Annotated in this window: 25 protein-coding genes; 8 read left to right on the top strand and 17 right to left on the bottom strand. The window is 44.2% G+C overall.

The window, feature by feature from the left end; genetic code table 11:
- Positions 1-114 precede the first annotated feature (114 nt).
- From NST58_RS09705 to NST58_RS09685, 5 genes are all read right to left on the bottom strand, one after another.
- Positions 115-1,473 (bottom strand): hemolysin family protein, encoded by a 1,359-nt coding sequence (locus NST58_RS09705; RefSeq protein ID WP_076125129.1) that lies wholly within the window; start codon positions 1,471-1,473, stop codon positions 115-117.
- A gap of 20 nt (positions 1,474-1,493) precedes the next feature.
- On the bottom strand, positions 1,494-2,630 hold the full coding sequence (gene yfkAB, locus NST58_RS09700) for a radical SAM/CxCxxxxC motif protein YfkAB (protein ID WP_036684078.1): 1,137 nt from the start codon (positions 2,628-2,630) through the stop codon (positions 1,494-1,496).
- Positions 2,631-2,851: 221 nt separating this feature from the next.
- Positions 2,852-3,964, bottom strand: a complete 1,113-nt coding sequence (locus NST58_RS09695) for an HD-GYP domain-containing protein (protein ID WP_076187093.1) — start codon at positions 3,962-3,964, stop codon at positions 2,852-2,854.
- A 144-nt stretch (positions 3,965-4,108) separates the two neighbouring features.
- Positions 4,109-4,936, bottom strand: coding sequence for an undecaprenyl-diphosphate phosphatase (locus tag NST58_RS09690; RefSeq protein WP_339247510.1), 828 nt, complete (start codon positions 4,934-4,936; stop codon positions 4,109-4,111).
- A 73-nt stretch (positions 4,937-5,009) separates the two neighbouring features.
- Positions 5,010-6,449, bottom strand: a complete 1,440-nt coding sequence (locus NST58_RS09685) for a bifunctional UDP-sugar hydrolase/5'-nucleotidase (RefSeq protein WP_339172671.1) — start codon at positions 6,447-6,449, stop codon at positions 5,010-5,012.
- Between the two features lie 137 nt (positions 6,450-6,586).
- Between NST58_RS09685 and NST58_RS09680 the strand changes: the two genes are divergently transcribed.
- The 3 genes from NST58_RS09680 (at position 6,587) to NST58_RS09670 (ending at position 9,414) form a co-directional block, all read left to right on the top strand.
- The gene (locus NST58_RS09680; protein WP_076187089.1) at positions 6,587-7,300 is read left to right on the top strand and encodes a molybdenum cofactor biosynthesis protein MoaE; all 714 of its coding nucleotides are present in this window, start codon (positions 6,587-6,589) and stop codon (positions 7,298-7,300) included.
- Between the two features lie 77 nt (positions 7,301-7,377).
- Positions 7,378-8,418, top strand: a complete 1,041-nt coding sequence (locus NST58_RS09675) for an HD-GYP domain-containing protein (protein ID WP_076219643.1) — start codon at positions 7,378-7,380, stop codon at positions 8,416-8,418.
- 747 nt (positions 8,419-9,165) lie between these two features.
- A complete protein-coding gene (locus tag NST58_RS09670; protein WP_076124783.1) occupies positions 9,166-9,414 on the top strand; it encodes a hypothetical protein in 249 nt (82 codons plus the stop codon).
- Between the two features lie 13 nt (positions 9,415-9,427).
- Here NST58_RS09670 and NST58_RS09665 read toward each other — a convergent pair whose 3' ends face one another.
- From NST58_RS09665 to NST58_RS09655, 3 genes are all read right to left on the bottom strand, one after another.
- Positions 9,428-9,748 carry a hypothetical protein gene (locus NST58_RS09665; RefSeq protein ID WP_339247506.1) on the bottom strand — a complete coding sequence of 107 codons (321 nt, stop codon included), beginning with the start codon at positions 9,746-9,748 and terminating at the stop codon, positions 9,428-9,430.
- Between the two features lie 122 nt (positions 9,749-9,870).
- The gene (locus tag NST58_RS09660; RefSeq protein ID WP_036684176.1) at positions 9,871-11,709 is read right to left on the bottom strand and encodes an ABC transporter ATP-binding protein; all 1,839 of its coding nucleotides are present in this window, start codon (positions 11,707-11,709) and stop codon (positions 9,871-9,873) included.
- A gap of 26 nt (positions 11,710-11,735) precedes the next feature.
- Positions 11,736-13,496, bottom strand: a complete 1,761-nt coding sequence (locus NST58_RS09655) for an ABC transporter ATP-binding protein (protein WP_036684103.1) — start codon at positions 13,494-13,496, stop codon at positions 11,736-11,738.
- 452 nt (positions 13,497-13,948) lie between these two features.
- Here NST58_RS09655 and NST58_RS09650 point away from each other — a divergent pair, with 452 nt between their 5' ends.
- Together NST58_RS09650 and NST58_RS09645 are read left to right on the top strand one after the other, a co-directional pair.
- Positions 13,949-14,494: a hypothetical protein gene (locus tag NST58_RS09650; protein WP_076124778.1), complete on the top strand. Its 546-nt coding sequence runs from the start codon at positions 13,949-13,951 to the stop codon at positions 14,492-14,494.
- A 99-nt stretch (positions 14,495-14,593) separates the two neighbouring features.
- A complete protein-coding gene (locus NST58_RS09645) occupies positions 14,594-15,034 on the top strand; it encodes a hypothetical protein (RefSeq protein ID WP_076124776.1) in 441 nt (146 codons plus the stop codon).
- A gap of 145 nt (positions 15,035-15,179) precedes the next feature.
- Here the strand turns inward: NST58_RS09645 and sufB are convergent, their stop codons facing one another.
- The 7 genes from sufB to NST58_RS09610 all read right to left on the bottom strand — a co-directional run bounded on the left by sufB (position 15,180) and on the right by NST58_RS09610 (position 21,637).
- Positions 15,180-16,577: a Fe-S cluster assembly protein SufB gene (gene sufB / locus NST58_RS09640; protein ID WP_036684335.1), complete on the bottom strand. Its 1,398-nt coding sequence runs from the start codon at positions 16,575-16,577 to the stop codon at positions 15,180-15,182.
- A gap of 24 nt (positions 16,578-16,601) precedes the next feature.
- Positions 16,602-17,033: a Fe-S cluster assembly sulfur transfer protein SufU gene (sufU, locus tag NST58_RS09635; protein WP_036684339.1), complete on the bottom strand. Its 432-nt coding sequence runs from the start codon at positions 17,031-17,033 to the stop codon at positions 16,602-16,604.
- A complete protein-coding gene (locus NST58_RS09630; protein ID WP_076219340.1) occupies positions 17,020-18,246 on the bottom strand; it encodes a cysteine desulfurase in 1,227 nt (408 codons plus the stop codon). Before NST58_RS09630 ends, sufU begins: the two co-directional genes overlap by 14 nt.
- On the bottom strand, positions 18,243-19,544 hold the full coding sequence (gene sufD / locus NST58_RS09625) for a Fe-S cluster assembly protein SufD (protein WP_036684344.1): 1,302 nt from the start codon (positions 19,542-19,544) through the stop codon (positions 18,243-18,245). The genes NST58_RS09630 and sufD overlap by 4 nt, the downstream gene beginning before the upstream one ends.
- 26 nt (positions 19,545-19,570) lie before the next feature.
- On the bottom strand, positions 19,571-20,353 hold the full coding sequence (sufC, locus tag NST58_RS09620; protein WP_036684347.1) for a Fe-S cluster assembly ATPase SufC: 783 nt from the start codon (positions 20,351-20,353) through the stop codon (positions 19,571-19,573).
- Between the two features lie 280 nt (positions 20,354-20,633).
- Positions 20,634-21,095 carry a Dps family protein gene (locus NST58_RS09615; RefSeq protein WP_036684350.1) on the bottom strand — a complete coding sequence of 154 codons (462 nt, stop codon included), beginning with the start codon at positions 21,093-21,095 and terminating at the stop codon, positions 20,634-20,636.
- Positions 21,096-21,334: 239 nt separating this feature from the next.
- The gene (locus NST58_RS09610) at positions 21,335-21,637 is read right to left on the bottom strand and encodes a DUF1805 domain-containing protein (protein WP_036684352.1); all 303 of its coding nucleotides are present in this window, start codon (positions 21,635-21,637) and stop codon (positions 21,335-21,337) included.
- 214 nt (positions 21,638-21,851) lie between these two features.
- Here NST58_RS09610 and NST58_RS09605 point away from each other — a divergent pair, with 214 nt between their 5' ends.
- Positions 21,852-22,379 carry a hypothetical protein gene (locus tag NST58_RS09605; protein WP_036684355.1) on the top strand — a complete coding sequence of 176 codons (528 nt, stop codon included), beginning with the start codon at positions 21,852-21,854 and terminating at the stop codon, positions 22,377-22,379.
- A 79-nt stretch (positions 22,380-22,458) separates the two neighbouring features.
- On the opposite strand, the gene NST58_RS09600 is transcribed toward NST58_RS09605, so the two are convergent.
- Positions 22,459-22,842 (bottom strand): DUF423 domain-containing protein, encoded by a 384-nt coding sequence (locus tag NST58_RS09600; RefSeq protein WP_076124773.1) that lies wholly within the window; start codon positions 22,840-22,842, stop codon positions 22,459-22,461.
- Positions 22,843-23,012: 170 nt separating this feature from the next.
- Between NST58_RS09600 and NST58_RS09595 the strand changes: the two genes are divergently transcribed.
- Positions 23,013-23,474 carry a hypothetical protein gene (locus NST58_RS09595; RefSeq protein ID WP_076124771.1) on the top strand — a complete coding sequence of 154 codons (462 nt, stop codon included), beginning with the start codon at positions 23,013-23,015 and terminating at the stop codon, positions 23,472-23,474.
- A gap of 1,267 nt (positions 23,475-24,741) precedes the next feature.
- On the opposite strand, the gene NST58_RS09590 is transcribed toward NST58_RS09595, so the two are convergent.
- Positions 24,742-25,230 carry a hypothetical protein gene (locus NST58_RS09590; RefSeq protein WP_036684361.1) on the bottom strand — a complete coding sequence of 163 codons (489 nt, stop codon included), beginning with the start codon at positions 25,228-25,230 and terminating at the stop codon, positions 24,742-24,744.
- Positions 25,231-25,430: 200 nt separating this feature from the next.
- Between NST58_RS09590 and NST58_RS09585 the strand changes: the two genes are divergently transcribed.
- Positions 25,431-26,075 (top strand): methyltransferase domain-containing protein, encoded by a 645-nt coding sequence (locus NST58_RS09585; protein ID WP_339247502.1) that lies wholly within the window; start codon positions 25,431-25,433, stop codon positions 26,073-26,075.
- Positions 26,076-26,082 lie beyond the last annotated feature (7 nt).

Genomic DNA, 26,082 nt, shown 5'->3' with positions numbered 1-26,082 from the left:
ATGTCCTTTATGTGTCCACAAAAAACTCCCCCTGTCATGAGCCATACAGCTCTTGCAGGAGGAGTTCATTATATCCCTGATCAACCGGAACAATACGTTATAATTTTCAATAGGTTATTCTTTATCCTCATTCAGTTCTGCTGAGGTTTCTTCGTCCTCGACTCGTGGTTCCCGGTGGATATTAATTCTAGTGATACGCAATCTTGTTGATTCCTCGACTTCAAAAATAACATCTTCTACTTTGACACGTTTTCCTTTGGTTGGATTACCCTCCAGCTCCTTAAACAACCAGCCGCCGATGGAATCCACCTCATCGTCTTCAATCACAACACCCGTAAGATCGTTGACATCCTCAATCAGCATCCGGCCCTCAACAGAGATGTACTCCCCGTTATGTTCCACACTTGGACGCTCATCTTCGAACTCGTCATGCAGATCGCCTACGATTTCTTCCAGAATCTCTTCTGCTGTCAGCAAACCTGCTGTGCCGCCATATTCATCGACAACTAACGTCAGCTGAGCCTTATTCTTCTGCATAAAACGAAGAGTGTGGCTGATTTCCATCGATTCCGGAACGTTAAGGATAGGCCGAACCAGAGTTGTAAGATCATTCTGCTGCTCCGGGGGTGCAAACAACAGGTCGGTAATATGAATAAAACCGATAATACGGTCCTTATCTTCCAGAGCAACCGGATAACGCGAATGTCTCGTTTCGGTAATAATCTTCATATTTTCTTCTAACGAAAGATTGCTGTAAAGCACATCCATATCTGTACGAGGCAGCATGACTTCACGTGCAAGCAGATCTGAGAATTCAAAGATATTATCCATTAGTTTCATTTCATCTTTGTCAATGACACCACTCTTGGCGCTCTGATTCATCAGAATACGTATTTCCTCTTCCGAGTGTGCTGCTTCACTTTCATTTGCAGGCTCCACACCGACCAACCGAAGCAACGCGTTGGCTGAAGCGTTCAGCACCCAGATAAAAGGCATGAACACATTATAGAAGAACATCAGGGGTGCAGATAACAACAGTGCCGAACCTTCTGTTCTTTGAATCGCGAGCGATTTAGGAGCAAGCTCCCCAAGTACAATATGTAAAAATGTAATGATCGAAAATCCAATAATCACAGATACGGTAGAAATCAGGGTATGATCGGTGATCCCCATCTGGTACATTAAAGGTTCGACCAACAGCTCAGAAATCGCGGGCTCTCCAACCCAACCTAAGCCCAGCGACGCAAGTGTTATCCCAAACTGAGTGGCGGATAAATAGGAATCCAGTCTCTTATTTACTTTCAGAGCATATCCAGCCATTTTATTACCTTCACTGACAAGTTGGGTCAGGCGGGACTGCCTGACCTTAACTAATGAAAATTCCGCTGCTACAAAAATACCGTTCAATAATACGAGCACCAGAACCAGCAAAAGATTAAGCAATAATCTCCCTACTTCAAATTCCGTATGCACCACTTAACAACGCCTCATTTCTACAGATTGATCGCTTTTCTAGTTTTGAAGTCAACTTCCGGATAATACATATCAGCCACTAACAGATTAGGTCCGCAGCAGCCTGCTGCATCGCAGTGGCAGTTCACCTTTTGGTTCAGCGGGTGTTTAGTCTGCCAATCGATAAATATATCATCCAGCTTTTGGTTCTCGATGTTGCCAAAGGCTGCGATATCAGCGAAATCTGTAACAAAAACATCGCCAGTAAACATGTTTACGTTCACTCGATTCCGGCCATCCGGATCATTGCGAAGGGTAACATTCTTCTCGGCGCGCATTCTGCTTATCAGCTTCTGATCTTCTTCCAGGAAGCTGCAAGCAAAAAACGGAAGGGTCCCAAACAGCATCCAAATCTCCGGATCACGGGTATCCAGTAGTTTATGGATTGCCGTCCGCATTTCATTCAAGGACAACACTGGCAAAGCCGAAGCAAAACTGGAGTTGTACATAGGATGTACCTCATGCCGTTTGGCGCCCATATCGAGAATCAACTTATGAATTTCAGGCAGCTTAGTATGTGTACGGTAATTAATCATAGTTTCCGCAGAAATTAGCATACCATCCTCACTTAGCCGTCGAGAATTCTCAATCATTGCATTATATAACCGATATGCACTTTCTTTTGAAACTGCATGCCCGCTGTTGGCAAAACCAACTTCATGAAAATCGTCTCCGTTCACATAATTAAAAGAAATATGCATAACGTCCAAATACGGAAGCAGCTTTTCATATCGAGCATACGGCATCGTCAGATTAGAATTAATTTGCGATCTAATCCCCCGCTCTTTGGCATACTTTAAGAGCGGCACTATGATATTATCCACCGTTCCAGCCAAGAACATAGGCTCTCCGCCGGTAATACTAATCGTCTCCAGATGCTCTACTTCATCTAAACGGTCCAACATATTTTTAAGCGGCAGCATATCCCCTTCTCTAGAGGTTAAACTATCACCTACCGCACAGTGTTCACACCGCATATTACATAAATTGGTTACTGTGAATTCCACACTCGTTAGCACATGGCGTCCATGCTTACGTAAAGAAGTAATGGGATCCCACGGATCGTAGCTTGGCGACAGCTCCTTCGGTGAAGATGTTAATGGTCTTAAAACATTCATTTGTACTAGCTCCTTTAAATCTTATTCCTATTATTAACCCATAATCATGAAGATTGAACGGTGTCTTATCCTATATCATACCACGTTAGTCAGAAAAACTGCACTTCGGATGTCTTTCAGACTGTCCTTACAAGCTTTTTCACTGTAAAAAATAATAGCAGCGAGACGAAAAATAGGCTTCCGCGAGTTATGCGGACAAGCCTAATCTTCTCTCTTCGCTGCTATGATAAATATTTTGGCGTTCCCACAGAATCGCCTTGATCTGCGACGTCAACGATAACAACGGAGAGGGCTTTTCCTAGATCCCTTTCGAACGGTACGACTTTCTCTCCTTCAGGCCCTGTAAGCACACGTACAATCGGTCTGTGAGGCGTACTTGGGTCTATTTTGACAACAACTCCACTTTCACCCGTACTGAGCTTCACCGTAAGACCAAGAGGATAGATAGCCACACGATCTCTAAATAACTCTAGCTGCTTCTGCTCATACAATGTACCAGAACCTACATAAAGCGCCTCAACGGCTTGATGTGGCAGCATAGCCTTTTTGTAGACCCGGTTGGAGGTCATGGCATCGTAGGAATCAGCCACGCCCAACCATTTGGCATATTCATGAATTTGAGGCCCTTTTAATCCCCGCGGATATCCGGATCCGTCAATGCGTTCATGATGCTGAAGCGCACAATGAGCCGCGAGCAGCGGGATATTCGGTTCTTCCTTGAGAATCTGATACCCGATCTCGGTGTGTGCCTGCATATGGCGAAATTCATCTTCACTGAGCTTACCGGGTTTTTGAATGATTTTTATCGGGACTTGGGTCTTGCCAATATCATGCAGCAGCGCACCCAGACCAATCACTCGAAGCTCCTCTTTGCTGTACCCATGCGCAATGCCAAGCACCAAAGTGTACAAGCAGACATTCAGGGAATGGACGTACAAGTAGTTATCAGCGGTGTGCATATCAAGCAGCATGATCATCGGATCTTCTTGTAAAGACAAATCATCCAGGATGCTATCCATGATCTTTGAGAATTTTTTATCCAGATGGTAGAATCCCTTGCTTATTCCTGAAGCGCCTGTCATTTGCTGAAACTGATTACGAATCACCTTCAGTGCCTGATTACGTGTCTCATCTTGAAGCATACCTATAATCTCAACATCGTCCGTGACAGAGTCCTCTATGTAAATATAACCGATGTCAATTCTTGAAAGCCTCTTGATCAATGCATCAGTAAGCTCCACCCCATCCGCGAGGAGAGTTAGACCTTCATCATTATATATTTTTTTACCTAATTTCATGCCTGCTTGAAGCTGATTCACGGATACTAAACGCACTTAGCTCACTCCTGCCTTTAACGGTAAAATGCTATTCTGTTTTGAAATCCTTGGGTCACACGCTTTGTCTATACCGTTTATGTAGAGATCAGACAGGTGCACCATGAAGAACATCGGGTGTGTCTAGGTCTTTGCCTATGGGCATTAACGCATAATAAACAACCAGAATATAGCAGCAAGAATAAATCTGTAGATCGCGAAATGCGTCAATCTAATCTTTTGAATCAATTTCATAAACAAAATAACCACTACATAAGCCACTACAAAAGAAATCAGAAATCCAATTACAAAATAGCCAATCGTCTCACTAGTGAAGTTCTTATAAGAATCCAACATTTCATATCCGGAAGCCGCACACATAATAGGAATGGCTATAAGGAAGGAGAAATCCGCAGACGCTTTATAACTAACCCCACTTAACATCCCTCCGGAGATCGTAGATCCCGAACGGGAAAATCCTGGCCACAGCACTGAAATAATCTGATACATCCCGATAGCCAGCGCCTGTCCGTAAGAAAGATCGTCCAGCTCATGCGCTGTAATTCTAATTTTGCGTCTGTTTACCCATTCTGCGATAATCATTAGAATCCCGCCGGCGACAAGCGCCCAAAGAACAGTCGTGGCTCCAAAGAGACTTTTTATAAAATCGCGGGCAAAAAATGCCACAGCTAGTGCTGGGGCAATCCCAAGTATTACATGGATTAAGTTCAAACGAGACGCCGGCATCACACCGCCTCTTCCTGAGTTCTTACGCCCAATGCCCAGCAAATTAAGCACACGCTCGCGGTAAACAAGCGCAATCGCCAATATTGCCCCTAGCTGAATAACGATTTCATAAGTCTTCATAATCGAATCCTGCTCCTCAAAGCCCAGAAGCTTCGAGGTCAAGATCATGTGTCCTGTAGAAGAAACAGGAATAAATTCAGTGATCCCTTCGACAATTGCTAAAATAATAGCTGTAATCGTGTCCATAATCTCCTCCTATTTTTCGGGAATCTAGCACTGTTTAAATGGAATCAAAAAGTATATCTTGTGAGCTGCAGGTTTACTCAGACTTGATCTCCCACCGAGTGAGCATACATTCATCAAGACTGTCCGGACGCTGCAATTCCATCCCAAGCAGGTCGCGTAAAAAATGAGGCAGCAAAAATACAGGATCCTTCCCATTGGCGATCGTCTCATAGCCTGCACGGAAAGTAAACATGTCCAGCGTACCAACATTATACTCTTTATCATCCTCCAGCGGGTTTCCTTCGACAAAAACTGCAATATTGTTATCATACGGTATCTTCTGCGGATCGTACAAGATTTTTATCCCATCTACTGCTAAGCTGCCCAGATAATTCCCGCGAAAGCCATACCCAAAAATCACCTTATTATAAAATTCTTCAGTAAGACTCTGCTCCAAAGCTATGCGAATATCTAGGCCTTTCAGCTTGATTACGCAGGTGTTAATGGGAGAAGGACATAGGGCGTGCAGCATTCCCGCTGTAACCTCCCCTTCAGGCAAAGGTCCTAGAAGCTGACCTGTGTTAACTATCGACAAACTAGTGCCTGTAAATCTACGTACAGCTTGGGCTAAAAGATTGCCAAAAGGGGATTCTCCCTGCAAATTCAAAGGAAGCTCACGATCTGTGATCGCAACGGTCTGCTGAAGAGCCTCACGACCACGCTCCAAATGAATAGTAGCGGCAGGACCTACAATCTCTTCCTTCAGTCCTGGGTCAATCGGAATACATTCACCCGCCACCAGGCTAAATCCAGGTTGTCCCTCTCTCCGCTCAAATTGAAGCCGCCCGAGGTAACGCCCGAATTTCCCGGCTCCACATACAGCTGTTCCGTTAATCATGAGCGGTTCTTCCAGCATATGATGTGTATGTCCACCTAGAATAGCATGCACACCTTCCAGCCGCTCTGCCAGAATTCGATCTGCGGGAAGCCCCAAATGAGAAAGGATGATTAGAATGTCCACCTGAGGAGCTAGAAGAAGGCATTGTTCCCGAAGGGTTGTCTCGGGATCCAGAGCATCCCAGCCCAGCAAGGAATAAAACGAAGTAAATGCCGCTGTCGCTCCAGTCACTCCTATTCTGATTCCGTCCTTCTCCAAGATGGCATGACGCTTCATCCAGTGGGGAGGTTCCCCTGTTGCAGTCTCCACAAAATTACAGCATACCACTGGACACTGTAACCCGGAGAAAATAGAGGATAACATCTCCTGTGAGAATGTTAACCCCTCATTATTACCGATGGTTACAGCATCATATCCTGTTAAGTTAAGTACATCGATGTTAGCCTGACCCATAGTTCCTTCTGTCTCGACGGCTGCACGATCCATATGATCGCCAATATCCAGCAGCAGCACAGGCTCTTCTCCCGCTGCAGCTCTTTGTCTCTCGATTTCTGCTGCCAATGGACTCACCATTTCGAAATGGCTATGTATATCATTGGTATGAAGTATGGTCAGTCTTTGCGGCACATGCCCCATTAGCAACATTCCTCCTACCTGTTGAGCCGCTCTTTAATGAAGCAGCCGATGCATGATCTTATAGAGCCTAGCATAACATTTTCAGGCTCATTATGGTATATTGTAGACATTACAACATATTTCAGAGGTGAATAAGTATGCATATCACAATCCGCCTGTTCGCGGGTTTGGCTGAGATTATCGGTTCATCTTCTCTGACCTTTCATGCGACGGAGAATCCCTTAACCGCTGGGAAGTTAAAAGAACTCCTTTCAACCTCTTATCCGGATGCAGCATCCCTAATTGGAACTTCTTTGGTCGCTATTGACCGGGAATATGCACCTGATGAAGCCCTCATCACCGAGTCTGCCGAAGTTGCATTAATCCCTCCCGTTTCCGGGGGAGAGAATGGTTCTTTATATGAGAGCACTCCTGACGGCCTCTATAGCATAACGGATCTGCCATTAAATGCTGAGAAGCTTCTGGATGCCGTCCTCGATGCCAATCATGGAGCATCCCTATTATTTGTAGGAACTACACGCGAAATGACCGGAGAACAACGCACAACAGCATTAGACTATGAAGCCTATATTCCTATGGCCTTAAATAAGCTGAAAGAAATTGGTGATGAGGTACAGAATCGCTGGAATGCACGCTGCGCGATTTCCCACCGCATTGGGCTTGTTGGTCTTAAGGAAGCAAGCGTTATCATTGCTGTCTCCACCCCTCATCGCGATACCTGTTACGAGGCTAGTCGTCGGGCCATTGAACTGCTGAAACAGACCGTCCCTATCTGGAAAAAAGACATCAATGAATCAGGCCAGCACTGGGTAGGCTCTGAACAAAAGGCTGCCGATTCCCTCCACAATTAATCTTCACTCCTTTTTCATTGAAAAATCTGCACTTTGTTGATATTCTGGATAAAATCGGATAAAAGGTGGCATAGGCATTGAGAGTACACGTCTCGGATCTAAAACCTGGTAATCACCTCAACTCAGACGCTTATAGTTCAAGAGGTCTGCATGTATTACCAAAGGGATCGCTGCTCCAGATAGATGATATCGCCAAGCTGATGCAGCATGGAGTTGATTATGTTGATATCCAGACGTTAGTGGAAGAACCTGCCCCATTAAGCAGACCTTCAATTATTCAGACGGTGACCACTAGTTTTGATACCATGATTGACGGCTTTGAGAATCTTTATATGGAAGCACTATTAAAAGGAAGCTTTAACCAATCCGTGGTTAACGACATTCTTCAGCCTTCACTTCAATCGTTGGACAAGCAAAAGGATGTAGTCTCCCTGCTGCTTCTGCTCGATCGCGAAGATAATTATACCTACAACCACTCTTTGCAGGTAGGTATGCTCTCTTATTATATTGCAATCTGGCTTGGGTATTCCAAACAAGAATGCTATGAGATTGGACGAGCTGGATATTTAATTGATATTGGAAAATGTAGAATCTCACCTGCTCTATTAAATAAACCTGGGAAATTAACCGCGGAAGAATTCGAAGAAGTTAAACTACATACTAAGTACGGCTACGAAATTATCCGCAATTCGATGGATGACTCACATACAGCTTTGGCAGCCCTACAGCATCATGAACGTGAGGACGGCTCTGGCTATCCTAATAAGCTAACCAAATCCGAGATTCATCCTTATGCGCAAATTGCTGCTGTAGCTGACATCTATAGTGCGATGACTTCTAAACGCGTCTATCAGTCCAAGCAAGAGCTTATTTCTGTCCTACGTGAACTAAATGACCTCAGCTTTGGTAAGCTGAACGGCAGAACGGTTCAAGCCTTTATACAACATTTAATGCCCAACTTTATCGGCAAGCGTGTGTTACTGAACACGGGGGATACAGGTGTGATTATCATGAACAATCCAGTTGATATTTTCCGTCCGCTGGTAAAGATCGATGGATTATTTGTCGATCTAGCCCGCGAACGTAACGTTACGATTGTGGAAATCTACATGGACTAGGGCGTTTCTTGAGGTCCTGCGTTGCTTAGCAGAAGGTTAAGAGCTGCCGATCCCCCGGTTTAACTATGGGGGATTTTTTAGTTGTACTTTGTGCAACAGAACCCACGTCTACCAGGCTGAATTGTGATTTAGTTGTACTTTGTGCAACAGTATCCACGTCTTGCGAGCTGAATTGTGATTTAGTTGTACTTTGTGCAACTAATCCACGTCTTGCGAGCTGAATTGTGATTTAGTTGTACTTTGTGCAACTAAATCCACGTCTTGCGAGCTGAATTGTGATTTAGTTGTACTTTGTGCAACTAAATCCACGTCTAGCGAGCTGAATTGTGATTTAGTTGTACTTTGTGCAACTAAATCCACGTCTAGCGAGCTGAATTGTGATTTAGTTGTACTTTGTGCAACTAGAATTAAGGAAAATGCTCTTTATAAGCACATTTCTCGAAAATAGCTGCACAAAGTGCAATTAACAGTATTTTTATAACGAGAATGATGGTTTCTATTGTACAAACTGCAACTAAAGATTGGTTTCCAGATTACTCCTAAACATTCCTCGATTTTCACCTCTCTCACCTCTCTCACCTCTCTCACCTCTCTCACCTCTATTGTTTCCTTCTGACTTCGAAGATAGTTCCTTCTACCCTCAACATAGTAAGGCCCCTCAATTTCATTATCTGACGTAACGTTTGAATTTCTCTTCTCATGGCGAGACTAATATGTGGTTTTAAAATGCTGTAGGAGGAAAAAAGCATGCTTCCTGTCCATGAACGCCTTGCCGAGTTGTTCACCCTAAGCCGTAGACGGCAGCTTACTGCTGCTGAGGAAACGGAGCAACAGCAGTGCCTGCAAATTAACGCTACCTACTGCTATGAGATGGCCCGATTACAAAATGAAATCCTATTAGCGGAACAGACAGCTGATCTACAATGGCATCAAGATATTTGTGCACAAATGTTTGAGCTGCGTGTGACGGGCAGGGTATCCAAACGCCCTAAGTAACTGAATAGAAATCTTACCCTGCTATATTATTTTCTGCCGTCCTGCTGTTCTGCCGTTCTTCCGTTCTTCCGTTCTTCCATTCTGCCATTCTGCTGTTCTGCTGTTCTTCCGTTCTGACATTCTGCCGTTCTGCTGTTCTGCTGTTCTTCCGTTCTGACATTCTGCCGTTCTGCTGTTCTGCCGTTCTGCTGTTCTGCCGTTCTTCCGTTCTTCCGTTCTTTCGTTCTTCCGTTCTTCCGTTCTTCCGTTCTTCCGTTCTTCCGTTCTTCCGTTCTTCCGTTCTTCCGTTCTTCCGTTCTTCCGTTCTTCCGTTCTTCTCTGATCTACCAACCATTATTTTCTACATCCTATATCCCTATAAAAACAGCTCACCCCCATTTGCCTAAGCAAAGGGAATGAGCTGTTGTTGTGTTCTGTCGTGTTCTCTTCTGTTCTGTTCTGTTCTGTTCTGTCGGTCTATAGGAAGCGGAATTGCGCTTCGATCAGACCGTTGTATACCCCATCACGGGATGTCAACTCATGATGGTTTCCTTCTTCTTTAATCTCTCCGTGATCGAGGACGACTATTTTATCCGCATGACGGATGGTAGAGAGTCTGTGCGCTACGATAAAGGAGGTTCGGCCTTGAAGCAGGATTTTGAGTGCCTCCTGGATCTTCAGCTCCGTCTCCGTATCAATGCTGGCAGTTGCCTCATCCAGGATTAGTATCCGCGGATTTGCCAAAAGCGCCCGGGCGAAGGAGAGCAGCTGACGTTGTCCCATCGACAACGCGCTGCCGCGCTCTTCCACCTCAGTCTCATACCCTCCGGGCAGCTTCATGATAAAGTCATGGGCATCCACGGCTTTTGCGGCATTTTCCACTTCTTCATCTGTAGCCTCCAGACGGCCAAAACGGATATTATCCCGAATCGTTCCCGAGAAAATAAAGGTATCTTGCAGCACGATTCCGATCTGCCTTCGCAGGCTGTCTAACGTAACCCCGCGGATATCTTCACCGTCTATCGTGATTCGGCCGCTCTTAATATCATAGAACCGGCCAATCAGGTTAATGATCGTACTTTTACCAGAACCTGTATGACCTACGAGCGCGATCGACTGTCCTGCTTTTACATCCAGATCAATACCTTTTAGTGCAGCCCGGCCTTTTTCATATTCAAAAATGACCTTTTCAAAGTTAATATCCCCACGAATCGTTCCCATTGGCTTAGCACCAGGATTATCTTGCACCGCCGGTTGCTCATCCAAATATTCAAAGATCCGTTCCGAGGAAGCCATTGCCACAAGCAGCTGATTGTACATCTGCCCAAGGCGATTAATCGGGTCCCAGAAGTTGCTGACATAAGAACTGAATGCTACCAGCATACCTACTGTGAGTTCTCCAGATTGGATCAGATAAGCCCCCAGCCAAAAGAGGATCATTGTTCCAAAACCACCTGTGACCTCAATAATCGGACCGAACGCCTGGTTCATCGCAGAGGCTTTGTTCCAGGATTTTTTGCTGTCGGTATTCATAACATCGAAATAATTCATATTTTCTTGTTCTTGGGTGTAGGCTTGTGTGACTCTGATTCCCTGAATCGATTCATTTAAATGAGAATTAATTCTGGAGTTCTTCATCCGCACATCCTGCCAAGCGATCCGAATCTTTTGGCGCAGCTTAGTTGAAACAAAGAACATAATCGGAACCGTAACCATTACTGCAAGACCTAGCTTCCAGTTAATCACTAGCAGAATAATGGTAATCCCCATAAGCTGCACGCAGTCAATCATCAGATTGACAACCCCGTTTGTGAACAGATCCTGCAGAGAGTTGATATCATTGGTTACCCGTACTAATACCGAGCCTGCCGGACGTTTATCAAAGAAGTTAAAGGAGAGCTTCTGAATATGCTTGAACAAATCTGAGCGCAAATCATAAATCACTCTTTGGCCTATGATGTTCGTATATTTAATCCGGTACACTCCCGCAATCCATTGAATCAGATATAAGACGATTACCCCTGCTGTAAGCGAATAAAGCAGTGATAAGCTGGGATTCCCCACCTTTGGCGCAATCGCACGGTCAATCGCTAAACTTGTTAGGAACGGGACGGTCAACTTCGTGATGGTTCCCAGAATCATCATGATGGACACCAATGGAAGCATCTGCTTTGCATAAGGCTTCATGTACCCGAACAGTCTGGTGAATTGCTTCCAGTCAAAAGCCTTATCGATGACATCATCATCTTTGTATACAAAACGTTCATCCAGCTCTTGCTGCTCGGCTGCTTTATTTTTTGCTCCCGTAGCGGTCATTGGTTTGGCTTCAAGTTTCATATGCCTCACTCCTCCCCTCTTCCGGTCGCTCTGGCCAGATAATCAGCATACTGTATCCGGTATACATCCTGATAAGGACCCGGCACTTCAATTAGCTCTTTATGGGTACCACGCTGCTGTACATGACCTTCGTTCATGACGATAATTTGATCCGCATGGCGCAAGGAGGAGATCCGATGGGCAATAATAAGTGTAGTGCGCCCCTTCATGACCTCTTGGAATCCGGCTTGAATCTCGTGCTCCGTCTCCATATCGACAGCGCTGGTCGCATCATCGAGGATAAGAATCCGCGGATTCTTAAGCAGGGCTCTAGCGATGGCAATCCGTTGCTTTTGTCCACCGGAAAGACCCATTCCGCGCTCACCCACCACAGTGTCATAACCGTCTTCCATCTCCATGATGAAATCATGGGCTTTGGCAAGTTGTGCAGCTCGGATAATTTCTTCCATGCTTACATTCTTCAACCCATAGGAGATGTTGTTGCGAATTGAGGAGGAGAACAGGAAGGTCTCCTGAAAGACCGTCGCGATCTGTGAACGCAAGCTGCGAACATTGTATTCTCTGATGTCCATCCCATCCAGTGTGATGCTGCCTTCATTAACGTCATAAGCACGCATCATCAGCTGTGTAATGGTCGATTTACCAGAGCCCGTACCTCCAAGGAACCCTATAACCGCACCAGATTTGGCCTCAAAATCAATGTCTGTAACCGCAGGCATTTTGTTCCCATAAGCAAATGTGACGTGATTAAACGCTACATCTCCTTTAACCTCAGAAGGTACCAGTTCACGGGCGTTCTCTTTATCCTTCACATCAATATTCTGATTAAGTACTTCCAATACACGTTCTCCCGATGCTTTGGACTGTGTATAGTTATTAATATGGAATCCAAGACCCCAAATCGGTCCAATGATGTACCAAATTAAGCTGAAAAAAGCAACCAGTTCGCCTAGTGACATTTTCCCCTTAATAACTAACGTTCCGCCTACTCCAAGCAGAATAGCTGCACTGATCGATGCTAAAAACTCCATCGCCGGAAAAAACTTACTCCAGAGCTCAGCGGCAAAAATCTGGTTATTCTTATAACGTTCGTTGCGGTGTGAGAATTTCTCTACTTCATGAGCCTCTCTCGCAAATGATTTGACGGTGCGCACACCCGTGATATTCTCCTGTACAGCCGTTGTCAGAGAACTGAGTGCAAGACGCATCTCTTGAAAGGCCGGGTGAATCTTAGACTCGAATTTTAGCGCAATAAACGCCAGGATGGGCATCGTAATCAAAGTTACTAGAGTAAGCTGCCAATTGAGTGAGAACATCATAATCGAACCAAAAATGACCATAAAAAAGACATTCAGCAGCTGAGCAAAACCGAAACCGATAAAGTTACGAATCGCTTCCAAATCTCCGGTTAGCCGGGACATCAAATCTCCCGTTTTCGCGGTATCATAATAACGGAAAGATAGGAATTGCAGCTTCTCATAACAAGCATTACGCAGCCGGTATGCAAGAAAGTTACCTAGCCGTCCTCCAAAAAATCCATGTGCAAACTGCAGGCATGCTTTTACTATTACTACAGCTAACACGCTCAATGCGAGCACTGGCACCTCTGTAAACTTAAGTGGCACAATAACATCATCGATCAGCTTTCTTAACAAATTGGGGGTAATCAGCCCCACTGCAGTTGCAGCGGCCAAACATATAATCGAAAGAATCAGAAAATGCAGCTTCTCCCGATAATAACCGCGCAGTTGCCTGAGAACATCCATATCTCTCCTCCTTAAGGCTTACTTAGTAAGCATTTTTTTGTATAAAGCAAATGTTACATCGTAAGCTAGCTTTTTTTAGCGCTTACAATTTAGTGACTTTAAGCAGTGTATCATCCATAATTTAATGCGGCAAAGGGGAGAATTGCGCGTTTTTGCGGTTATTTCGGAAAAAAGCAGCATCTACATGATATAAAGGACCCTCGTTATCTTAAAATGCTCGTGTTTCCTCCTTAATCCTGATGAATTAAGAATCTACATGATTATTGTAATCATCGTGTAATATTAGGAGGACCTTTATTCGGTTTTTTGCATAATTATTGGAATTTATTCCGGGTTACGAAGAGTTCACTTTTTCGCCGTCTTAAATTTGCTTCAGATGTAAAACTTTTACCACAATTTACCGTAATATAGTAATACAACACTTTTTACTTATATTATGGAGGGGAACTATATTGAAAAAGCAGCTTGTTTTATCTTGTATTATCGCCATTATCCTTCTTTCAGGGTGTAGCAATACAAATAACATTAACCCTACGGACGCAAACACTGCGATCAACGAATCTAAAAACTTGTTTAATTTCGGAGAAATCTCCTCAAAAACTGATACAGCACCCTCACCTGAAAAAATGCTAAGAGAAATAAGCAATTTTGTTATTGCTGACATTTGGAATGTGGGGTTTGTAGATGTTATCTCATACACTAGAAGTGGTACAAGCAGTACAGGAGCGAGCATGGACATTGACTTTACGATCGAACAGCTTGGCAAAGCCATAGAAGAGAAAAAAGAATACGATACATATATGAATGAGTTAGATACAAAGTATGATTCTATAAAAAAAATATGGGCCAAGCTTTCCCCAGAAATTGATCTTTTATATAAACAGATCCAGGAGACACCTCCAAAAGCAAACGATAACAGCTTAAAACTTGATGCAGGTAAATTCAATCAATATTCAGAGGCTTTTAGTAAAGAAGTGAATGATCTGGTAAAACAGTAGCCTTTACTATATATATAAAAAAACCGCCAATGATTTGGCGCCATTCTATTCTTTCTCTCATAAAATGTAAAATCAACAATGAGAGGTTAGGTGAATTGGATGAGTATACAGTTTCTTGATATGCGGATCTCACAGGACAGTACTATGGATTCACAAAGTCTTAATTTAGTTCGTTCAAGTGCAATTTTCGGTGACATTGGACTTCAGACAGTAAATGTTACCCCTGCCAATGCAGGTTTAGTGAGAGTCACATTGAATGCTTTTGCCAGACTTAGTGTTGATGTCAGCATTATAGTTCAGAATGATGTTACTTTTAGTATTTACCGCAATAATATATTAATTTTTAGTACAACCTACCCCGGAAACATTAATAATACAACGACCCAATATGAAATGGTTGGAATAACCGCTGTCGACTATCCGCCTTCGACCGATGTGCTTACCGGCCAGATCCAATACACCATTGTAGCATCAGCAATTAGAACGGCATCTCTGGGAGCCAGATCCTTCAGTGGAATTGCCGTTGCCGGAAATGGATAATTAAAAATATTAAAGGTGTGTCCCCGGAGCATTCGGGGATTTTTTCAATTGTGCCAATAAAAAAGCATCCGTAGAAAAATATCTACGGATGCTTTGAAGAAATATAAGCGTTGGGAGGACAAGCCTCCATTCATAAGCGCTCTTATTAGCCGATAGAACCTTCCATCTCGAACTTGATCAGACGGTTCATTTCGACCGCATATTCCATCGGCAGTTCTTTTGTGAACGGCTCGATGAAGCCCATGATGATCATTTGAGTCGCTTCTGCTTCTGTGAGGCCACGGCTCATCAGGTAGAACAGTTGCTCCTCAGAAACTTTAGACACGGTTGCTTCATGCTCAAGAACGATGTTATCGTTCATGATTTCATTGTAAGGAATAGTATCCGAAGTGGACTCATTATCCAAAATCAGCGTATCACATTTAATGTTCGATTTCGCACCTTCTGCTTGACGGCCGAAGGAAGCTAGACCACGGTAAGTTACTTTACCGCCATGTTTACTGATGGATTTCGATACAATGGTGGATGTTGTATCTGGAGCCAAATGGATCATCTTGGCACCCGCATCCTGATGCTGGTCTTTACCTGCTACCGCGATGGATAGTACTGAACCTTTAGCACCACGGCCTTTAAGAACAACCGCAGGGTATTTCATGGTCAGCTTGGAACCGATGTTACCATCGACCCATTCCATAGTAGCATTCTCTTCTGCAACCGCACGTTTCGTAACGAGGTTGTAGATGTTTGGAGCCCAGTTCTGGATTGTGGTATAACGAACGCGGGCGTTCTTCATACACAAGATTTCAACAACCGCACTGTGCAGAGAGTTCGTGCTATAGATTGGAGCAGTACATCCTTCTACGTAGTGCACAAAGCTGTCTTCATCAGCAAGGATCAAAGTACGTTCGAATTGTCCCATGTTCTCAGAGTTAATACGGAAGTAAGCCTGCAAAGGAACTTCACATTTCACACCTTTAGGAACATAGATGAAGCTGCCGCCTGACCAAACTGCACTGTTAAGTGCGGCAAACTTATTATCGGTTGGAGGGATGATCGTCCCGAAATATTTTTTCAGAAGCTCTGGGTGCTCACGCAATGCAGTGTCGGTATCTGTAAAAATAACCCCTTGATCTTCAAGGCTCTTCTGCATGCTGTGATAGACTACCTCAGATTCATATTGTGCCGAAACGCCGGCGAGGAACTTCTGTTCCGCTTCCGGAATCCCCAGCTTATCAAAGGTTTCTTTGATTTCGGAAGGAACTTCTTCCCAAGTCTTCCCTTGCTTCTCTGAAGGTCTTACATAGTATTGAATATCCTCGAAGTCCAAATCATCCATATTGCCGCCCCATGTTGGCATTGGCATTTTACGGAACTGCTCCAAAGATTTCAAGCGGAAGTCAAGCATCCACTGTGGTTCATTTTTGATTGCTGAAATTTCTTTAACAATTTCGGCCGTCAAACCTTTACCAGACTGGAATATCGATTTATGCTCATCACGGAACCCGTACTGGTATTCTTCCATATCAGGCGCTTTCTTAGCCATGGTGTCAGCCTCCTTGTTCTACTGTTATTTATGTTGCTCTTCTTCGTCAATTCCTTTACGAAGTGCGTTCCAAGCCAGTGTTGCGCATTTGATCCGCGCAGGGAATTTATTCACACCCGAAAGGGCTTCAATGTCTTCGTAATCTCCAAAATCCACGTCTTCACCCTTCATCAGTAAGGAGAAGTTATCAGCCAGTTCAAGCGCACGTTCAACCGTTTGTCCTTTGATCGCCTCAGTCATCATCGAAGCCGATGACATACTGATCGAACAGCCTTCACCATTATAACGGGCATCCTTTACGATTCCATCCTCTACCTTAAGCTGAAGAGTAATCCGGTCACCACAGGTTGGGTTATTCAGTTCAATTTTTAGAGCATCATCTTCAAATGAACCGCGATTTCGAGGACTTTTATAATGATCCATAATTACGCGTCTGTATAAGTCATCCAAGTTCATAGCTGAAGTACTCCTTTGTCTTGATTAAAGCGTCCACCAGTCGATCTACATCCTGCTCGTTATTATAAAGATAAAAGCTTGCACGTGCTGTAGAGCTGGCTTCCAGCCAGCGCATCAGCGGCTGACAGCAGTGATGCCCGGCGCGGATGGCAATGCCTTCCGCATCTAGCACTGTAGCGACATCATGCGGGTGAACGTCACCCAGATTAAAGGTGACAACGCCGACTTCACGATTTCGAGGACCATAAATGTTCAGACCCTCGATCTCTGACAGACGTTGCTCTGCATACGCTGCAAGAGCTTTCTCATGGCGGTGTATCTCATCCAAACCGATTTCTTGTAAGAAATCAATGGCTGCACCTAGACCAACAGCACCAGCTATGATCGGCGTACCGCCTTCAAACTTCCAAGGCAGTTCTTTCCATGTGGATTCATAAAGACCCACATCATCGATCATCTCGCCACCGAATTCGACGGGCTCCATGGCTTCGAGAAGTGCTCTCTTGCCATACAAAGCGCCAATTCCGGTGGGTGCGAGCATTTTATGACCAGATAGTGCATAGAAATCACAATCCAGATCCTGCACATCGACCTTCATATGTGGTGTGCTTTGTGCACCATCTACGACAATTACTGCACCATGACGATGAGCAATAGCCGCAAGCTCTTTAATAGGATGAGTTACTCCCATAACGTTGGATACATAAGCGATAGCAACGATTTTGGTTTTATCCGTAATCGTCTGCTCGGCAGCTTCCAACGTAACCGTTCCATCAGGTTGCAACGGTATATATTTTAATGTAGCACCTGTCTTCTTAGCGAGCTGCTGCCATGGAATCAGATTACTATGATGCTCCATTAAGGTGATGACGATTTCGTCGCCTTCACCCACAGCAGAGGGTCCGTAAGAAGAGGCCACAAGATTTAAGGCTGTAGTTGTTCCGCGTGTAAAGATAATTTCTTTAGTGCTGCGGGCGTTAATAAACTTAGCTAGCTTCTCCCGGGCTCCCTCGTAGGCATCGGTTGCTCGGCTGCCTAAAGTATGGACGCCACGGTGTACGTTGGCGTTATCCCACTCATAATACGACTTGACCGCCTCAATTACTTTCCGAGGCTTCTGTGAAGTAGCAGCACTGTCCAGATAGACCAGTGGATGTCCGTTCACATTTTGGTTCAGTATGGGAAATTGCTCCCGGATGGCGTTGCTAATCATTGCACTAACTTCCTTTCCACAAGAGATTGGAGCTGATTGCGCAGTCCCTCCAGTGGAATTTGTGACACAACAGGAGCCAAGAAGCCGTAGATGATCAGAGTCTCTGCATCATGCCGTGTAATTCCGCGGGACATTAGGTAAAAGACTTGCTCGTGATTGACCTGACCTACGGAAGCGGCATGGCCGGCTGTAACATCATCTTCATCAATAAGCAGGATCGGATTGGCGTCACCACGGGCTTTTGGACTCAGCATCAATACTTTTTCCGTTTGCTGGCCGTCCGCTCTAGTAGCACCTTTCTCAATCTTGGTGATTCCGTTGATGATAGAAGTAGCAGAATCACGCATAACTGCACGAGTGATCATGTCACTTGGTGTGCTTTTGCCAAAATGCTGAGCTTGAGTGGTGTAATTCAGTTTCTGTGATCCCGTACCTACTGCAATTACTTTAGCATCGGAGCTAGAACCGTTGCCTTTAAGCACAGACTTGGTATCACTCGCAGTATCTCCGTAGTTCATCTCACCAACGATCCATTCGATGACTCCGTCATTCTCAACAACAGCCCGGCGATAAGTTACATCTGTAGTATCTACACCAAGCTGATGCACTGTAGCATAACGAACTTTAGCGCCAGCGCCCACGAATACCTCTACCGCACCATTGTGTAGTCCAGCTTCTTCTTTATCCGATACGTAGTTATCTACATAGGTTACGGAACTGTTAGTATCAGCTACGACCAGAATGTGTGGAACAAAAGTAGCTTCCGCATCATCCGTTAACAGCACTGCTTGAAGCGGAGTTTCAATAACAACATTCTTAGGAACATAGAGGAATACTCCACCATTCCACAATGCAGCATGAAGCGCTGCGATAGAATGTTCGTCTGGCTGAATGGCTTTATGCAAGTAACGTTGAACCAAATCTCCGTGTTCTTTAACAGCTGTCTGTAGATCTGTAAAAATAACACCCTGTTCTGCAAGCTCAGGAGCGATACGTGTATATACTGCACCAGAGTTGCGTTGAATAATCAGGCTGCCTTCCTCCTGATCCTTGATCAAGGAAGAAATAGATGCAGGTGCATCACTTAGCGAAGCAAAAGGTTCACTTGCTTTATAGCTACCATAATTATTGACATTCCAACGATCAATCCGTGTCTTCTCTAATTTAGGCAGTGTCAGAGTAGCTGCCAATTCTAGTGCCTTCAAGCGGCTTTCTTTCAGCCAACCCGGTTCGCCGCTGCTGTGCGATAATTCGCTCAAGCGTTCGGCATCCACCGGAAGAATGGTCTGTGTCGTCATAGTGGTCTCCTCCTTCCTGGCGTTTCTTACGCTTCTTGCCCTACAGTTTCATCTTCAATTCCAAGTTCTTCTTTAATCCATTCATAACCCTCTGCTTCCAGACGCTGTGCAAGCTCTGGACCACCGGATTTCACGATTCTACCTTGCATCATAACGTGAACATAATCAGGTTTGATGTAGTTCAAAAGACGTTGATAGTGGGTAATAACTAAGAAGCCGCGTTCTTCGCTCCGCATGGAGTTTACGCCTTCAGCTACAATTTTCAAAGCATCAATATCAAGACCGGAGTCAATTTCGTCCAAGATCACGATTTTTGGATCCAGCATCATCATTTGTAGAATTTCATTACGTTTCTTCTCACCACCGGAGAAGCCTTCGTTCAAGTAACGGTGTAAAAACTCAGGGTTCATATCTAGTTCTTTCATCTTTGCTTCCATTTGGCGAATAAAACGAATCAACGAGATTTCGCTTCCCTCTTCACGACGGGAATTGATGGCAGAACGCAAGAAGTCGGAGTTAGTTACTCCAGAGATTTCGCTTGGATATTGCATTGCCAGGAAAAGACCTGCACGTGCGCGTTCATCAACAGCCATCTCCAGAAGATCTTCACCATCAAGAGTCGCAGTTCCATCAGTTACTTCGTATTTAGGATGACCCATTAGCGCCGAAGCCAAAGTACTTTTACCTGTACCGTTTGGTCCCATGATGGCGTGAATTTCGCCACCTTTCATTTGAAGGTTAATCCCCTTCAAAATTTCTTTTCCCTCAATCGTCGCTTTAAGACCCTCAATGACAAATTCTGCTGCCATAATATTATTCCCTCCATTGATCGATTTGCGAAATCAAAAGTTGTATTGAAACAGGATAATCCTGATTCCCAGCACAATTAGATTTTCTATCACATTATAATTATTATAAATTGAATCACAATGATTATCAATGATTCTCACTAATTTTATATCAAACCTTGTTTTTTTACAAATTTCTCTTTAGCTAATCACTTGTGACTCAGAGAAGATTTTCATTAAGTATAAGACTAACGCAAAAATAAGACTTCCCGCAGGAAGCCTTATTCAAACTGCTTAATGATTAGCTAAGAAATGAACGTAGCATCCATTGGTGTTTCTCCAGATCACTACGGATTTTAATGAACATATCTGAGGTTGGCTGATCCTTGGTTTCTTCGGCAAGCTCGATGCCTTCTGTCAGCTCTTCAGAGATGGTGGCGAAGTCTTCAATCAGAGACTGAACCATTCCCCGTGTATCTTCCTTACCTGTAGCTTCTTGAATTGTAGCTAATTCCAAATATTCTTTCAATGTTGCTGCCGGACTGCCTTTGATGGTTAGCAAGCGTTCTGCTACTTCATCCATATGAAGGGTTACTTCATTATATAATTCCTCAAATTTCACATGAAGGGAGAAAAACTGTTCTCCTTTGACGTACCAATGAAAGTTATGAATTTTTACGTACAGGACATTTAAGTTAGCAACCTGACGATTCATGATCTGTTCCAGTGAAGTTGTATTTACTTTATTCGATGCTTTAGCCATGAGATGATCCCTACCTTATCCATTATATTTACCGGTTACTATTTCCTTCGTCCGGTAGTAACTTGTCTATTCTTAATTTACCCTTTTACCTGTAATACGAAACAAGGAGAAGCCTTCCATAACACCTTTATTTGTACTAGCATGAGCAAAGACACACCCGATTATGCTTAAATGTGAATACTTGCACACAAACAAAAAGGGCCTAAGCCCCGTTTGTTTGGAATTGTTAAATTTTCCGGTCAGACCATAAGAAGTAACGCTTCCGCACCCGTCATACCTGGTACGATGCCAAGACTCTCTGCTTCTATCGTTACAGACTCCAACGGGGCAGCTAAAAGCTGGGCAAGCGTCCGTACACCCACCGCACGAGCTGCGATGATATGCCGATCACTAAGTGTTTCATTGAGGAGACCGACATCCAGTGCACCGCACATAATATAACCTCGGTTCGTGCTGATGGAGAGCAGTGTAGTTTTGGGAAGCTTAACCTCTACCCCGATCAGCGTATGTTCACCTACTGTAATAGGCTCCATAGTAACCAATAGCAGCACCTCCTTTTTTTCACTATCCACGTTGTATATGTATGCTAATTTTCCTGTGGGTGTGCTGACGGTAGTCCTATGCCTAGTATAAAATGCAGTATAATAGTCCCTATTCCAGTAGTCCTGGGTATATGAATATTGCATGTTTAATGTTATAGTTAATTACATTCCTGTAACCATTCAGAGATGTTCTAAACGAAAAGCTGGGGGATTTATGGACGAGAAACTACAACGCACAGACGGCAATTATTTATTTAACGTCGACATCCTGATTAATGCCCGTACCAACCCGCTTGCACTGCAATTTCTGCTCGAAATGTTGAACAATAATGACCATATCACAGATTTCAACATTAACTCCGGTCTTGAATTAGGGAGAACCATTGACAGCTTGCTACGCTCCGCTAAACTAGCTTTGAATCAAAACTCTGCTCCTCCCATTTCATTAAAGCTGCCTCCAAAATCTACGAAGAAGCAGCTGGATACACCGATAAAAAAACAGGCAGAAACGCCTGCACAGCAAACGGCCATTGAGACGCCAGCTGATGCATACGGGAAGATTCGTCAGTATATTCAGAATAATCAATTGGTACGTTTACGAGCGAACCGGTACGGGAAACAAGTGTCCATGCCCTGTCGTATTTTAAACTTTGATGAAGCAGCCAACTCTATAAGTGTCTACCATGTGGATGAGAAGCAGGTGTACAGCTTTAATCTAAATGAAATCGACGAGTTTCTGTAAGCGCATGCGTTACAAGCAAATAAGCACCCTCCCTCATTGGGGAACAGGTGCTTATTGGTCTTTCTTTTTTTTTTAACAACTAAGACGACGTTTTACGTGAAAATCCCTCTATCGCAAGGCATAACCAGCCAATTATAAAGCATACCCCACCGATAGGTGTAATCGCTCCTAGCACCTTAATTCCGGAGATACTCAGAACATACAAACTGCCAGAGAACAAAATGGTACCTGCAATTAACAATCGGCCCGCCCAACGTAATCGGACACTTTCGCCCCATTGGCCCACAGCCAGTGCGATGAGAATTACCCCCAGTGCATGTACCAAGTGATACTGCACACCAGTCTCATATACCTTCATATAGTCTTCACTGATCACTGGTTTTAGTAGATGGGCACCGAAAGCACCAATTCCTACTGCCAGCATTGCTAGCACAGCCCCCCAGGCCATAAATTTCCGTTGCAAATGATTACACCCCCTTAATTTTAGACTCATTCTATCATAACGTAATGCCAGTTCCTATTTCCAGCAGTCATTTTTAAATTTGCCTCATTCAGGGGTTGCTTTTTTAGCATCAATATGAAAAAGTGGATATTAACAACATTTTCATTCTAATCTCTCAAGGAGTGCAAACCATGGACTTAAATTCTCTGTCAAAATCAGACGTACCTGCGGCAGAGGTGGGAAATCCCAACCCTCATCCGGATTACCCAAGCGCTGATTTATCATCTACGCATCAAAAAGTAGAACATGATCTTCAACATTCTGGACCTGGTATTGCTTCGTTCATTATCTGTCTCGTGTCGATCATCGGCTATGCAGCCATCTTTATCTCTATTATAATGAAGTCTTCTTCATTGGTTAATGAGAATTCCGAACTATTAAGCCAGTCCTCGCAATTCATAATGCTTCTAGGATTAACGGTTATTATTCTGGCTGCTCTTAATGTAATCGGTGTAGTCATCGGCATCATTGGGCTTTCCATTCGGAAACGCCGCAAGGTGTTTGGCATTATTGGCACGATAGTCAATGGTGTTATTATCTTACTCTTTATGCTGCTTATTACAACCTTCCTAGTCAATGCTGGAACGCTTTAAGCTTCTTTTAAAAATGCTAACTTCATTAAAAAGGGTATCCCAACAACTTTGAGCGAGTTGTGGGGATACCTTTATTTATGTATGAATCTAAAATCTGCATTGGGGAGTCCTCATCTTCATCTGCGGCTCACGGACTCAAATGACGTTATTTACGTTTTTTTCGCCTTTGGAGCACAGTTTCGGACCCCAGTGTCGCTATTGCATCGAAAAAGGATTATATTGGGCTCTTTTTATGGCAATAGCTGCGATGGGGTCCGATAGCGAATCAAATGTGGGGAAAAGCTGCGTTTAAGAGCTGATGGGTCCGATAATACTGATTCCGATGATGATAATTCCGATAATGCTGGATCCTATCCCTCATCCGCGGCTTGCGGACTCAGATGACGTTATTTACGTTTTTTTCGCCTTTGGAGCACAGTTTCGGACCCCAGTGACGCTATTGCATCGAAAAAGGATCCTATTGGGCGGTTTTTATGGCAATAGCTGCTATGGGGTCCGATAGCTAATCAAAAGTGGGGAAAAGCTGCGTTTAAGGGCTGCTGGGTCCGATAATGCTGAGTTTTCCCCGTCATCCGCGGCTCACGGACTCAGATGACGTTATTTACGTTTTTTTCGCCTTTGGAGCACAGTTTCGGACCCCAGTGACGCTATTGCATTAAAAAAGGATCATATTGAGCGATTTTCATAGAAATAACTGCTATGGGGTCCGATAGCGAATTAAATGTAGGGAAAAGCTGCGTTTAAGGGCTGCTGGGTCCGATAATGCTGAGTCCAATATAGAGGTTACTAGATCCGTTAGTGGGGCTGCTAGATCCATAGTGGGGCTACTAGTTCCGTTAGTGTGCTGCTAGATCCAATAGTGGGGCTACTAGATCCATAGTGGTGCTGCTAGATCCATAGTGGGGCTACTAGTTCCGTTAGTGTGCTGCTAGATCCATAGTGGGGCTACTAGATCCATAGTGGGGCTGCTAGATCCAATAGTGGGGCTGCTAGATCCATAGTGGTGCTGCTAGTTCCGTTAGTGGGGCTGCTAGATCCATAGTGGTGCTACTAGTTCCGTTAGTGGGGTTGCTATATCCATAGTGGTGCTACTAGTTCCGTTAGTGGGGCTGCTAGATCCATAATGATGCAGCTAGGTATGCGGACTGTGATTGATCAAACAAAGTCTAGTGTTTTGAGCAAGAACTATGCTTAAAAAATACGAGGTGTCCCAGCAACCACTATATGATTGCTGAGACACCCTCTACTTGCAAATCAATACATTCAATTATTTTGCTAGAGCCAGCTTTGTCAGCACACGTTGCTTGACGGACGGATCGCCCTCCACTGCTTTTTCCACGTATTCAATAACTACGGAATCATCTGAATTCAAAGTATCAAGTATACTCTCCATTCCAGCTGAAATCTCAAAAGCGGTTGGACCTTCTTTTGTCGCAATCTCAACGGAATGACTATCTATTTGTCCGATATAAACGGCCGTCATTTTTATTGTTTTACCTTCAGCTTTTGGAGTAGAACTAGGTTTAGCTGTGCTCGGATTTTCGGTTGGTGTGGCTGTACTTGGGTTCTCAGTGGGTACGGGAGTGCTTGGAGCTTCTGTAGGCTCAGCTGTGCTTGCGCTCTCGGTTGGAGTTGGAGAAGGTGTTGCAGTCGGTTCTCCTGAAGTCTGTGCCGAATTATTCCCACCGCAAGCGGTTAAGGCAAATGTTAAGGCAGCAATCGCTGCTATGGCGGGTAATGAACGTTGTTTTTTCATGTTGAGTGCCTCCTCTATGTGGCGATTATTTTCAAAGTCATCTTCATAAGTATACTCTTATAACGTTAACCACTCTATGAAAGTTTCATATGAAGTAATTTTAGATAACTTCCAGCCTCTATTAGGCATCCGTCGGATGCAGGCTACAGCGGTATTAATACAATAGTGTGAGCCTGATTTATCCCAAAGGAGTGAGCCCCTTGAAAATCGATATCGGCTGTGGATCTAATAAGGAAGCAGGTTATCTCGGGATCGATCGGATCGCGGGTCCTGTTGTAGATATTGTCTGTGATATTTGCCAAGAGATTCCTCTCCCTGACAATAGCGCTGAGTTTGTTATGGCTAGCCGTGTACTGCCTTATGTGGACAATTTATTCGCAGCCATGGCGGAAATTCACAGAATTAGCATCCATAAAGCAGTTATTTGCATTCTAGCACCCTATGCCCACAGCTTTGCCCATATGTCCAACCCTTCCTTTAAGCAGAAGTTTGACGAATATACCCCCCGGCATTTTACAGGATCCTTCTTCCAACCCCCATCCGGTCCAGTATGCCCAGCTATTCCAGACTACCCTGTACCCGCACCACCCTTCGATTATCGGTTGCTGCGGATGGAGTTATTCTATCAACACCCTTATGAAGATCCGCTTTACGAAACTGAAGAACTAGAAATACTAAAGACCCTTCAAGCAAATGTAGTGCATGAAATCATGTACCATTTTGTCGTAGTCAAGCACAATATCACTGATCAGGAGCTGGAGCTGATGAGCAGAAGTCATTATCCTGAACCTCATGTTCTTGTCGAACGAAGACTTAAATCACAAAACAGACATTTTTTTCTATAATTTTAAG

Source organism: Paenibacillus sp. FSL R10-2796, assembly GCF_037965315.1.
GTDB classification, from domain to species: Bacteria; Bacillota; Bacilli; order Paenibacillales; family Paenibacillaceae; genus Paenibacillus_AQ; species Paenibacillus_AQ odorifer.
This window is presented reverse-complemented; position numbering and strand designations above follow the sequence as displayed.